Here is a 12,384-nt window from a genome sequence, read left to right as displayed (position 1 = left end):
TCAAAGGTCAGCGTCCCCGTATCGAGCGTCAGGTCGCCGCTGTCGGAGATGATCTTGCCTGCGCGAGATGGGTGTTGCCGCCGACGGTGACGTCCATTTGGCCGGAAGAGACGAGGCCGGACTGTTCGCCGATCCAGTTGGTTTCGCCGGAGCCAAGGCCGCCGGGCGAGACGCCGGTGAGCGAGGGCATTCCCCCAAGGGGCCCGCTTAAGCTTGCGACGACAGGGGTGCAGACAGATGCAATCCTGCCGCCTTTGCCTTAATTCAGGTTTGCGAATTGCGTATTGATCGCTTGGGTCATCGCATTCTTGTTTATTATTTCATTAACTTCAGCTTATTTATATTATTTTTTATTCAAAAAATTCTACATAGCAGCTATACTTCGTCACATCAAGAAAGAAGCCAAACCTCTCAAATATCTTCTCGTTAATTCCGGTGTTTATCAAATAGCTATCATACATCAGAGGATCTCCAGTTGGCTCATTGAATAATTTCCTAAAAAATTCAAGATCATCATTCAGTATTTCCAGCCTATTTACGAGCTCGTTACCGTGCAGTTGATATAAGCTTATTGTGCGTGGCATAGCGATGCCTCATCCTTAGGTTGGCGTCGTTCGTCCCGGTTTAGGCGGTTTGGTCTGCTTGCCCGTCTTGGGATCATACTCGCCAAGATGTTTCTTACCAGTCTTATCATACTTCTCTAGCGTCCCGTGCTGCTTATCCCACTCGTATATTTGTCCCTTGCTATCTACCCAACGTGCCCGACCACCCAACGCCTTAACTGGTCGCAATCCTGGTATTCCGGTAATCTCTCCAGTTTTTGGAGGCGGAAAATACTTTTGATCGCTCCCACCATTTGCATTCTGGCTCAATACCACGTTCGGCATGCCAGAGTTGCTGAGTGTAATTTGCATATCCTGCAGCATATTCGGCGTCATTGGTTGAGTACCAATCATGCCACTGGTCAGATAAACGACCCCACCGTCGTTGTAGACCTCAATGGTAAGGCTTGCCCTGGTGCCGTCGGGATAGGTCACCAGGATTTGCCTGATGGGTTGATCGCTTTTGCCAGTCACCAGAACCGTGCTGCCATCGGCACTGGAAAATTTCTGGTTGATATCTTGTCCAATCGAGTTCGCAGATGCCAGAAGGAAGACACCGGCCAATGCAACGACCGTTGTACCCGTCAGACCAATCACTCTACGTACAATGCCCGTCATTCTTGCATAGTCTGACAGGCAATCCATGGCCTGCACGGGCGTGAATTGTTTTGTCTGTCCATTTGGCAGTGCAACCAAGCAGCCGGTCTGGGCGTATGCAGGAGTGACTATCCAGTTGAAGATGTTGAAATCGATCGCGCCTTGTCGCTGGCCGCATTGCTCAAGTTGCGCTAGGACATCCGGGTCATCCAGATATGGAAATATCTCCTTTGACAACGCAGCCTGTTCCGGCGTTCTCACGCCATCGGCAACCATACGGTCGAGTACATCCCCAAATATTTCGGCAATGGTCTTACCTGCCTCGAATGCTGCATTCAGGCTGGTATCGGAGAGATAAAACTCAATGCCGACATGCTTGTCCTTGGTGATCTCATAGGCCTTGTCGGGATCACGGTTAAGGTCTTCTAGCGGCGCAGTGACACCCCCAGCTTCCAGAGCCGCCTGCTTCTCCTCATCGCGGATGATGATCTCGCCCGGACCGACGGTTGCCCGGACCTCCTGGCGCGTGTCGTCGAGCTGCCAGCTGCCCTCGCCCGTCGTGCGCGGCTGCGAAATCTCGCCGGGCTGCTGCGGCCCTCTGTCTGTCAGGTCGATGTTGAGTGTGACATCGAAGCCCTCATATTGCTTCGAGCCTTGGACGTTCTCAAAGGTCAGTGTGCCCGTATCGAGCGTCAGGTCTCCGCTTTCGGAGATGATCTTGCCTGCTCCGAGATGTGTGTTGCCGCCGACCGTTACGTCCATTTGGCCGGAAGAGACGAGGCCGGACTGTTCGCTGATCCAGTTGGTGTCGCCGGAGCCGAGACCGCCGCCGGGCGAGACGCCGGTGAGCGAAGGCATTCCCCCAAGGGGCCCGCTAAAGCTTGCACCGATCGACGCCGAGGAGTTGGAGCTGGAACCGGTATCGGGAACGGAGACGATATTGAGATCACGCCCGACGTCAGCCGTCACAGTCTCCCCGGAGACGACCGCACCCTTGAGATTCGTATCGCGGCCGGATTCGAGCGTCTATCTGATGGGTGGCCACGCGCATGGAAAGCCGTGACGCGAATTTCACATTGCCGCGAAATGGGCGCGAGCGAGCCTGCCGAAATCTTGGTCTGTTGTCGCGGTCAGCGGCTGTGCTTCGATCAGCCGTGGGATTTACTTTTGCGTCGGCCAGGCTTTGACCTGCTGTGGGAACGAGTTCATCGGCCTGAGTGCGAGGCCATCCTCCTCATTGGCTCAATCCGAACGAATTCCTTGGATCAGGCCAGATTTTTCCAATCTATCAATGTCCGCGAAATCGAGGCGCTCGCCTTTGACTTTTGTCCCGTCGGAGTATTCGGAGTATCCACATACTTTGCACTCATAGGCCAAGAGTTCGTTGCTGTGTCCTACATATACCTTCATACCCCAGGACCCACAGTTACGACACTCTTTGTCAATCTCAAGAATGGCAATTTCCTCGAAACTATCTCTCAGAAACCTGGCAATCGCGTCGAGGTCGCCTTCCTTGTATTTTAGAATGACCGTTCGAAAGTGCAGAATGTCTCCGGAAGTCATTGCAGAAGAGGCAACCGGCAATTGCTTCTCATTCATCTGGATGAAACGTTCGAAGCCATATGTGGAGAATGGCTCTTCCGAAATAATGCTCTATTGCGTCTCAACCAGCCAAGAATTATTTCAAGCACCTCTTTCGGTAACGATTTTTCACTTAAAGTTACGACCGCTCTTTGAAATTCGGTCCATTGTTTTTTGGGAAGAGCCTGCATCAGCTACCTCCTTTGACAGCGTGAAACGTTGAATGCAAAATTTCACAATCAAATGTAATCCCTCTCCACACGATAGTTTTTTTCAATCATTTCGATTAGCAAAGGCGCGCTAGGAAAAGATGGGCCCTCTGGATATCTCTTCTCCCTGTCTGTAAGGGGACGATTTACCTTCCATTCTTTATCGCCATCCCAAAAAAACCACACCGTTTTATCGCCATTTAAATGATTTGTTCCACGGAATGTTGGAAATTTCCTGAGGTGGTCGAAAACCGGAACGTTAGCAACTAACGTGAAAAGCCCTTGGCGGATGGCATCTTGGATAAGAAATGTCGTAATAATCTGTGGGTCTTTTGATACAACCGCATTAAAATCCTCTGGTTCTTTTGAAAAAAACTCTCTGAAAATAGCTACTACAAACTTCCACTTTGGGTGTGTGTGCGTCACTTGTCCATAGCAGACACCCTCCGATGTTAGGATCTGGAAGATATCGCCCACCTTAACAGTTTTACGCTTAAGCATATTCATTTTGTCCATTGATAATTGACGCTATCAAGGAGTTCTTTCCCGCGTACAAGTGCTTGCTCATAAACCGTCGGATTTTTGCTCGAAGATATTGAATTAATCTTATTAAGTAAATCTCCACCTTTATTTCCCAATCCGTAGTAATTTATCAGTACTTGCTCGACCGCCCTCGCGTCATCGCGAGATAGATTTGATAAACCACGAATCTCCGCAATTTTTATTCCTTTTTCGCGGAGATGTTCAACGCCTCTTCGAGCAATGTCATCCGTGATCCCAACATACCGTGTAACTCCATCCACGACACAGCTATAAATACAGGTTTTACCGCCAATCGTCTCTGTAGCCAAACTGCCGGCATTTTCAACCTTCGCAGCCCCCTTCGCATCCAGCGCGACTTCCAGAACGGTATCCCCGCGCTTCAGCAGGATTTTTGCGCCATCCCCCAAAGCAGGAAGCAAGCCTGCCACGGCAGCAACGCAAGTGCCCATGCTGGGAGATGAGGCGCAGTCGACAACCGCGACGGCATCGCCAATCGGAGTCATATCGATGCCGATGCCCATGGCCGAGAAGAAGGACACAATGCCTTCGCCAACAGCCTTGCTATGGGCTTCCACGGCAGCAATGCGCATGACTTCTTCGTCAAAAGCCTTCTGGCATGCTGCGGCACTCAGCCCTGAGCATGACGCCTTTCCGAATTCCTTGCGGAATTCAGCTCCGGCATCATGCCAAACCTGGTTCATGTCGCTGCCGGCGCCAATTTTTTCAGCGTTTTCGTACTGCAGCCGATCGAAGGTGGCCGACCAGCCGGTCGGCTTCAGGAGCTCGAGAACATCGAACGTTTTGTGCGAAAGCTCTGCTGCGGCAATCCGAGTCATGTGCAGGTCAATGCAGGCTTGATCGCGGCCGCATGCGGCGAATTCCGCCTCATGCGCCTCGCTTATCGCCTTGTACTTGGCGATAACATCGACGCAGGTTTCGCCTCGCGCCAGGCAAGCTTTGAGCTCGGCCTCAAACTTGGCCCACTCGCTATGCATAAGATAATTGTACCGGAACTCCGCCCCGGCATAGGCCGCTGCATCGCCACCGCCGACGACGGAGGTCAGCCCCATGACGATGCCACCGGACACGATCTTTGCGAGAGAACGCCCGGCCTCCGTGCCACCAAGACCGGCATCGTTGATGAGCTGGTTCACCAGTCCATCAATGTACGGCCCGATCATCGTCGCAGCAGCACCACCGAAGGCTGCCTTGATCATGCCGGAGACATCGTTGACGCCGCCGAGGATGCCGCCGCCCACGGCATGGAGCGCAGCACGGCAGACGCCGCCTGCTTCCCAGCATTTCCGGGTTTCTTCGTCCGGGGCTGCTTTTGCCAGCTTATCCGCCTGTTCGGCCACGAACTCCGCCATCATCTGGGCGGCTTCCTGATAGCGCTGTTGCGTCTTGTACTGCTCGCCAAGAATCTTCTGCAGGTCCGGCAGGCCGGGAAGCGAAGTGTTGGTGTTCGTGGTATCGCGGCGCAGATCGTCGATGTTCTGCTGCTGGGCAGCAGGGTTGGTGATGACGATTTCCGCTGGCGAGACGGCGGAGAGGGCCTTGCCGGTCTCGCTCTCGCCCTGCTTGATCGGTGGAGCCATGCTGATGCCACCCGAGCCGATCGAGCCGCCCCAGGTCTCGGCCTTCCACTTCGAATGGGTGTCGAGGTCGGAGAATTCCAGCGTCCCGGTTTCGAGACGATTGTCCTTGGCTGGCGCCTCGCTGGTGATGAGGCCGCCCTTGAGCGAGGTGTTGCCTTCAACATTGATGTCGAACCCGCCAGAGCCCGCGTGAATGCCGGACTGCTCGGAGACGACGGCTGCATCACCCTTCGCGTTCTGATAGCTGCCCGAGACGTTGAAGCCGCCATTGCCGATGGAGCCACCGACTGATGTCTGCTGCGCCTTGCTCGAAGCCGTATCGACCTGGCTTTCGATGTTCAGATCGCCGCCGGCATCGACCTTGACGCTCTCGCCGGAAACGACGGCGCCCTTCAGGTTGGTGTCGTTGTTCGAATTGAGCGAGACGGTGCCAGCCCCTGCCACATGGGTGTTGACATGCGTGGTCGTGTTCTGGTTTGCAGACCCCTTGCTGCCATTGGCGCTGACGGAGATGCCGGTGGAGCTGCCTTCGATTGGCTTTATTCCACCCGCTCCGACGGTGAAGCCACCGCCGATGCCGACGCTCGCGCCGAACGAGCTGTTCTGCGACGACGAATTGCCCGTGGCGACGGCGCTCTCGAGATTGATGTCATTGCCGGCATCGAGCGTGATGTCGCCGGAGCCGCCAGTGGGCAGGCCATATTGATTGTAGCCCGCGATGATTTGCGCGCCATGGCTGTTGATATCGCCGGAATTGGCGTCGATCGTGACGCTGTCGCCGGCGCGGATATTCGTTACCACCGGCGTGGAGCTTTGCGAGCGCTCCTCGGTCTTCGATGACTGGAAGCCGATCGAGACGGAGGCGGAAATCCCGGTATTGCCGTTCTGGCTGATCTGGTCCAGGCCCTGCTTCAGCTTGTTGGCGTAAAGCGCGGCCATGGCGGCGTTGGCGAGCGCCTGCGCCCCGCCGCTTGCCGAACCTGCCGCCTCCATGCTCTCAGCCACGCCCTGCGCGGCGCTGACCAGCCCGCTCGACACCTGCGCCGTGATGCCGGCGAAGAGCTCCTTGTGAATGTGCTCGTAATTGGTGGCGTCCTGAGCCGAAAGCAGGTTGACGTCGCGTGCCGCTGTAACGGCAACATCGCGTTCGGCCTCGACCTGTGCTGCCTGCAAGTTGGCGTCGCGGCCAGCTGTGATGGTCAGGTCCCGTCCGGCCGTCAGCGTCGAGGCAGCGTTGGTGTTCGATCCTTGCGTCGTCTTGTCGCTCGCCTTGGCGACACCGATGCCGATCGACACGCCGCCACCGCCCGATCCGAAGGAAATGCCAAAGCCGGAGCGCTTTTCCTTCTCCTCGGAGGAGAAGCTTTCAGCGCCGGGCGTGATATTGACGTCGCGCGTCGCGCTGAGCGCGATATCCCGGCCGGCCTCGATGCCCGAACCGATGATATTAAGGTCCGTGTCGCGCGCCGTCAGCGTCACATCGGTTCCGGCCGATAGCTCAGAGCCGATGTTGAGGGTGGAGGACTGCTTGCCGGAGTTCTGCTTGTTGCCCCAGATCGAGAAGAAGCCGTCGCCGGAGCCGACGAAGAGGCCGGATTTCTTGCGTTGGTCCTCGAGCTCGTGCTTTTCCTGGGCGCCGATGATGGAGAGGCTGTCGCCGCTTGCCGAGATCGCGCCTTCGGCGGTGACTTTCGAACCTTCGATGACGGCGGCATTGCCCGCATTCAGGCTGATATTGCCGGAAGCGCCGATCTCGGAGCCGATCGTGGCTTCGTCATAGCGCTGATAGTGCGAGCTTCCCTTGCTGAGGAAGCCTTTCTTCTTGCCGTGATCGTCCTGGGAGACGGTATCCGTGCCGGAGGCAATGACGAGGTCGCCGCCCGCACTGACGTTCAGGTTCGCCTTGTTTTCTTCGTCGCCGGCCTGGACCTTGGAGGCGGAGATGGTGGTATTCCCACCCGAGGTGATGTCGATGCCGCCCTTGCCGCTGATCGAGGATCCGACCACCGATTCCGTCTCGAGATGGCCGGTCGCCGTCGTCTTGGACCCGAACCAGCCGCCCGATTTTGTCGAGGATTGAACATCGAGCGTGCCGGAATCGGTTGCCTCGGCAATGGTGACGTCGTCGCCGGCCTTGAGCCTGACGGTGTCATCGGCCGCAAGCTTGCTGCCGATGATGTTGATATCATCGCCGGCCGTCGCGGAAACGGCGCCGCCGGCCGTGATCTCGGATCCCGTATGCGTAGTGTTGGAGGACGAATTCTTGCCGAAATTCGCAGCCGACTGGCTCTGGGAGACCGAAATATCGATGCTGTCGGCCGCCTGGAGCGATACGTCGTTGCCGGCGCTGAGAGACGAGCCCGACAGCAGAATGTCCTTGCCCGACTTGATGGTCGCGTCGCCACCGGCCGAAAGCAGTGATTCCTGCTGATCGGTGGAGGTTATCTTGCTGTATCCATCGTCGGTCTGCCGTGCCAGATCGGTCGTCACGACATTGACGGAGCCGTTCTGCGCGGTCACATCCAACGATGTCCCGGCCTTGGCGGAACTGCCGATCACATTGACATTGTCATTTGCGGTAATCGTCAGGGTACCGCCGCTCGACAGCTGCGCCCCCGTCGCGTTCTGCTGACTGCCGTTCTCGACCTTCACGGTATCGAGCGTGACGTTGCTGCCGCTGAGCGACAGGTTGCCGCCCGCTTCGACCGCCGCACCCTTGAGGTTGATATCGGATGTGGCCGTAAGCGTCGCATGTCCGCCGGCGCTTACGGCGGCGTTCGGATTGACGACTTTCTGTCCGCCGAGGTCAAGCGATTGCGCATTGAGCGTTATCGTTCCCGAAGAGGCCAGCGCCAGGTCGCCGCCTGCCTTGAAGCTGCCGCCGTTGGTCGCGATCGATTTGCCCGAGACGGACAGATCGTTGCTCGCGACCATGGCTCCGGAATTGTTGATCGCGCCGCCCTCGACCGTAACGGAACTGCCCGAAATCAGGGCACCCGCCGCCGTCAGCTGCGCCATCTCCGTGCTCGGCACGTAGACGACCGGTGCAAGGACTTCGACGCCGTCGACGGTCTTGTGCTCATACCAGACGAGCGGTTGCGTCAGCGCGGCGATTTGTTCGGGCGATAGCGTTTGGCCGAGCTTGATATTATGATCCTCGGCATATTGCAGGCCATTGTCGAGCAGCGTCTTGACCTGCTCGACAATATCGCTGCCGGGAATGAAGCGTGATGTTCCAAGCCCTTCGCCCGTGTTCTGCCGGAGCTGCTGATCGATGTACTGGTTCTCGAAGTAGGCGTCGCCAAGGAAGGGGACGTCGTTGTCCGGCTGGTAGCCGATGTGGCTGACGAAATAGCCGGAGCCGTAATACCTGTCGACGTCGAGAAACGCGGCGCGCGTCTCGTAGAGGAAGGTTTGACCGGGAATCGTGCCGCCAAATCCGCCAGACTGCGGTTTTGGGGTGGAAGCGGCGACGGCGGCCTGGAGGCTGGCGCCGGCGAGACCGTTCGCGGCGGCATTGATCGCAAAGAGCGCTCCGCCTGCCGTCATTCCGCTGAGGGCTGATGTAGGGTCTGCGCGGCCGGTGGCCGACGTGCTTGTCGCACCTGCAATCGATCCCGCAGCCGCGCTGTTGTTGACCGTGGCGAAGCCGGAGATATTGACGTTTCCGCCGGCCTTGATCGTGGCGGAAGCGCCGCCGATGGACTCGACCTTGCTTATGATCGACGTGCCATTGGCTATGTCCTTGGACGGGTTGCGGTTGCCCGACGCATCATAGGCCGAGCATGCGCCGTCGGCATGACAGGTCGTCATCGTCGTGCGGGTGAGCGTCACGCCCTGGTTGTCGAGGACCGAGCCCTTGAGGGTGGCATTGCCGCCCGCTTCGATCGCGCTGTAGGCGTTGGTCAGATTGGTGGCGTCGATCGAGAGATCACCGCTGGCGTGGATCAGCCCTTGCGCCGTCAAAGGCGCGTCGAAATGGTCCTGATAGACGCTCTGGCTGAGATTGGCGCTGCCGTCCCAGCTGTAGGTGGTGCTGGTATCCGGGTTTCCGCCGGAAATCACGTGATCGACGATGAAGTAGCGGGAGGGATTGCTCGGATCGAGCACGGGATTTCCGTTCGCGTCCTTGGGAACGCGATCCTTGATCCAGTCGAAGATCGGCCTGACCGCCTCAGGTCCGTCGCCGCTGATCCATGTCCAGGCGCGATAGGATGTGCCGTCGGAGAGGGTTGCGACCGACCAGAGTTGCGGTTCGTACTCGGAAAAGAGCGGCGTGCCGGCGCCGGGATAGAGTTCGAATATATCCTGCTCTCGGGATTCGAGATAGGCAAAGGGTTTGCCGGCTACGTCGGGATTGAGCGCGAAGTACGACGCGATGCCGGAGGAGACCAGCGAATTACTGATGGTCGGCGTCGATACGCGCCTGTTCGTCAGGTTGTTGGTCAGGACCGAGAGATCGTTTCCGGACTGCAGCAGCCCGCCGATATTGGTCAGAGACCGGTTGCGGACGCCCCCGGCATTGCCTGCGATGGTCAGGTCGGTTCCGGCAAGGATGGCGCCCTGGTCGTTGACGAGGTCTCCCAGGACGAACAGCTTCACGTCGCCTCCCGCATAGACGAGACCGGTGGAGCTGTTGGTCAGATTGCCGGAGACGTTCAGTGTCAGATTGTTGCCGGCGGCGATCTGACCGGCATTGCCGAGGCTTGCGAGCGTCAGGGCCAAATCGTCCTGGGCAAGGAGCGCGGTGTTCGCATTGCCGCTCAGCGTCGATGCGGAGATCAGCAGATCGCCCGTGCCGCCCGATGCGGAGAGCGTGTTGATCCTGGCATTGGCGACGTTCGCCGCGCCAGTCAGATTGAGATCGAGGCCGCCAAAGGTAAGCGTGCTGCCGGAGAAGTTGGCGTTGTCAGCCGTGATCTTCAGCGTGCCGGCCGTGTCGATGCCGCTGCGGCCATTGCTGAGATCGATCAATTGGGCGGAAACAGTTATGTCGCCGTCGGCATGCGTCCTTTTGTCGAGGCTGATCGTGCCTTGATCCGCTGTCAGTGCGGCCGCACCACCGCTTTGAAGGCTCAGATAGGCGATATTCTGAGTGGCCTGAGCCGTCAGGTCGCCTGCGCTCAGCAGATCGTCCGCGTTGATGGAGCCCTGGGACGCATCCACCAGCAGGCTCCCGTCGTTTCCGAGCATGATCTGCCCTGAGAGGAGGCCGCGGTCGCCTCGAAATCGACGCCGGAAATGAGCGTGTCGATCGTCACGTTGCCTGCGGTGATGGAGACAGCCGAACCTGCGAGCGACTGACCCGCAAGCGTGACCGTGCGGCCGGCGGTGAGCAACATGGATCCGTGACTGACGGCGTTGGCGCTGATGTCACGGCCGGCTGTCGCCCTAAGGTCTCCGGCAGAGAGGAGGCTGGCGACATCGACATCCCCGGAGGTTGCCGAGAGCGTCAGATTGCCTGTGTTTGTCAGGACGACCTCACCCGATGCGGATGCGGCTGTCGCGGCGAAATCGACGCCTGCCACCGCGGCTCCGGCTGCGATGTCGCCGCCGGTGACCGATACGTCCGAACCGCCAAGGAGCTGGCCGGCAACGTCGAGGGAACCAGCAATCGCGATCGACCGATGAGCGATGATCGTCTGCGCCTGGATGCGGGAGGCGATCGTGTCGATGTCGCCGGAGGCGCCGAGGCTCTTGACCGTGACGGCGCCCGATGGCGTGCCGATGGAGAGGTTGCCCGGAGCCGAGAAAATCACGTCTCCGGTTGGCGAGGCGCTGGTCGCGGCGATATCGACGCCGGCTGTAACCGCTCCCGCCTTGAAGCTCTTGCCGCTGATGGTGACATCGCCCGCCGCAGTGGCGTCACCGGAGAGCGCGATATCGAGCCCGGCCTTCAACGAAATATTATCGAAACTGATGAGCGTTCCGGCAGAGATTGCTCCGCTCATTGCAGACAGCGTCAGGTCCTGGCGGGAACTGGCGACACCATTGAGACTGATATTGCCGGACGTGCCCGTCAGGGATGCTGCTGCGCCCGCGCTTATGCCGCCGGCGGATATGCTGCCCGCCGAGAACCTGATGTTGCCGAGGCTCGATGTATCGCCCGCAATCGAGATCAGCCCCGAGCCGCCATCGAGCGCCACGTCACCGTCGGCCGCGACGGACTGCAGGGTGATGCCCGCATCGGCCTTTACGGCAACACGCGCTTTCGACGTGACCTTGCTCGCCTCGACGCGGCCGCGCGAGCTGATATCGACGCCGTGTGCACCCGAGGCATTGCCGATCGAAATGCGCCCGTCCGCTGAAAGGGTCAGCTCGCCGGCGTTGGCGGCCATGTCGCCGCGCATGCGCACGCCGGCACCCTTTTCCGTGACCACCATCTTTATGCGACCCGCCTGCATGGCGCCGAGAGCGGAGCCGTCGATCGCGAATTCGGGTGTGCCGGAGGTGGCTTGCAGTGCGGTCGCCTGCCCGGTCGCATAGTCGAAGCTGTTGCGTCCGGCCGTCAGGCGCAGATCCTTGCCGTAGACAGGACCATTGACGGTTATGCTGCGCGAGACGATGTCGAAGAGATCGGCCGCGCCGTCTCCAGACGCAAAATTGCCGCCGCGGGCGCCGAAGGTGACGTCGCCGCCATTGACCGTGAAGCCGTTCAGACGGCCGTCCGCGCCAACATCGGGTACGCCTGTGGTGAGCGTGGCACGCGGCGTGTTGATGAAGCCGCAGCCATCGCAGGTGATGCCGTTCGGATTGGCGACGATGACGTCGGCCCGACCGCCGAAGACCTCGGTCGGACCGTTTAGGGCACTGCGATTTCCGCTGGTGACCTCGTTGAGGATGACACTGGCAGGACCCGAATTGCGCAGGTTCGGATTGCCCGGCGTGATGCCGCCGAGCTTCGAGGTCCCGGTCTCTCCATTGAAGTTGTTGAGAATGAGCCCCGGTGCGCCGACGTTGAAATCGTTATATTTGTTGTGAGACAGCCCCTGGCTGTTCGGCGTGACGATGTCGACGAGCGGTACGCCGTTCGGGGCGGCGCCGACCTCCGGCCGGTTGCCGGCCAACGCGCTGGCGTCGGGCGCGACCTGCTGGGCTTGCGCCAATATCGGCTGGAAGGCGATAAGGCCGCTCAGGCCAAACGCGATGAACTTGCGCGCGAGGCGAGATGCCCTGCGGGATATGGCGGAGAAGCGGCTGCTCCTGCCGTCCTTCATGCCCATGGGCGCACGTGCTGTTGTCCGGTCCATCGCT

At 59.0% G+C, this 12,384-nt stretch carries 6 protein-coding genes; all 6 read right to left on the bottom strand.

What is annotated here, in order from left to right:
• Positions 1 to 28: 28 nt before the first annotated feature.
• Positions 29 to 190 (bottom strand): hypothetical protein, encoded by a 162-nt coding sequence (locus AAE029_RS03255; RefSeq protein WP_371071347.1) that lies wholly within the window; start codon positions 188 to 190, stop codon positions 29 to 31.
• 409 nt (positions 191 to 599) lie between these two features.
• Positions 600 to 2,168: a colicin E3/pyocin S6 family cytotoxin gene (locus AAE029_RS03250; RefSeq protein ID WP_371071346.1), complete on the bottom strand. Its 1,569-nt coding sequence runs from the start codon at positions 2,166 to 2,168 to the stop codon at positions 600 to 602.
• 273 nt (positions 2,169 to 2,441) lie between these two features.
• Positions 2,442 to 2,798, bottom strand: a complete 357-nt coding sequence (locus AAE029_RS03245; RefSeq protein WP_371071345.1) for a hypothetical protein — start codon at positions 2,796 to 2,798, stop codon at positions 2,442 to 2,444.
• Between the two features lie 221 nt (positions 2,799 to 3,019).
• A complete protein-coding gene (locus tag AAE029_RS03240; protein WP_371071344.1) occupies positions 3,020 to 3,496 on the bottom strand; it encodes a hypothetical protein in 477 nt (158 codons plus the stop codon).
• The gene (locus tag AAE029_RS03235; protein ID WP_371071343.1) at positions 3,493 to 10,323 is read right to left on the bottom strand and encodes a hemagglutinin repeat-containing protein; all 6,831 of its coding nucleotides are present in this window, start codon (positions 10,321 to 10,323) and stop codon (positions 3,493 to 3,495) included. The genes AAE029_RS03240 and AAE029_RS03235 overlap by 4 nt, the downstream gene beginning before the upstream one ends.
• Entirely contained in the window at positions 10,254 to 12,380 is a 2,127-nt protein-coding gene (locus AAE029_RS03230) for a filamentous hemagglutinin N-terminal domain-containing protein (protein ID WP_371071342.1), read from the bottom strand. The genes AAE029_RS03235 and AAE029_RS03230 overlap by 70 nt, the downstream gene beginning before the upstream one ends.
• Positions 12,381 to 12,384 lie beyond the last annotated feature (4 nt).

The sequence above is a fragment of the Sinorhizobium sp. CB7 genome (assembly GCF_041357635.1).
In the GTDB taxonomy this organism is placed as follows: domain Bacteria; phylum Pseudomonadota; class Alphaproteobacteria; order Rhizobiales; family Rhizobiaceae; genus Rhizobium.
This window is presented reverse-complemented; position numbering and strand designations above follow the sequence as displayed.

Excerpts from the sequence above, each read along its gene's own strand:
- AAE029_RS03230 (WP_371071342.1), bottom strand. The coding sequence starts at position 12,380 with ATGGACCGGACAACAGCACGTGCGCCCATGGGCATGAAGGACGGCAGG.
- AAE029_RS03245 (WP_371071345.1), bottom strand. The coding sequence starts at position 2,798 with ATGAATGAGAAGCAATTGCCGGTTGCCTCTTCTGCAATGACTTCCGGA.
- AAE029_RS03240 (WP_371071344.1), bottom strand. The coding sequence starts at position 3,496 with ATGAATATGCTTAAGCGTAAAACTGTTAAGGTGGGCGATATCTTCCAG.
- AAE029_RS03255 (WP_371071347.1), bottom strand. The coding sequence starts at position 190 with ATGCCCTCGCTCACCGGCGTCTCGCCCGGCGGCCTTGGCTCCGGCGAA.
- AAE029_RS03235 (WP_371071343.1), bottom strand. The coding sequence starts at position 10,323 with ATGCTCGGAAACGACGGGAGCCTGCTGGTGGATGCGTCCCAGGGCTCC.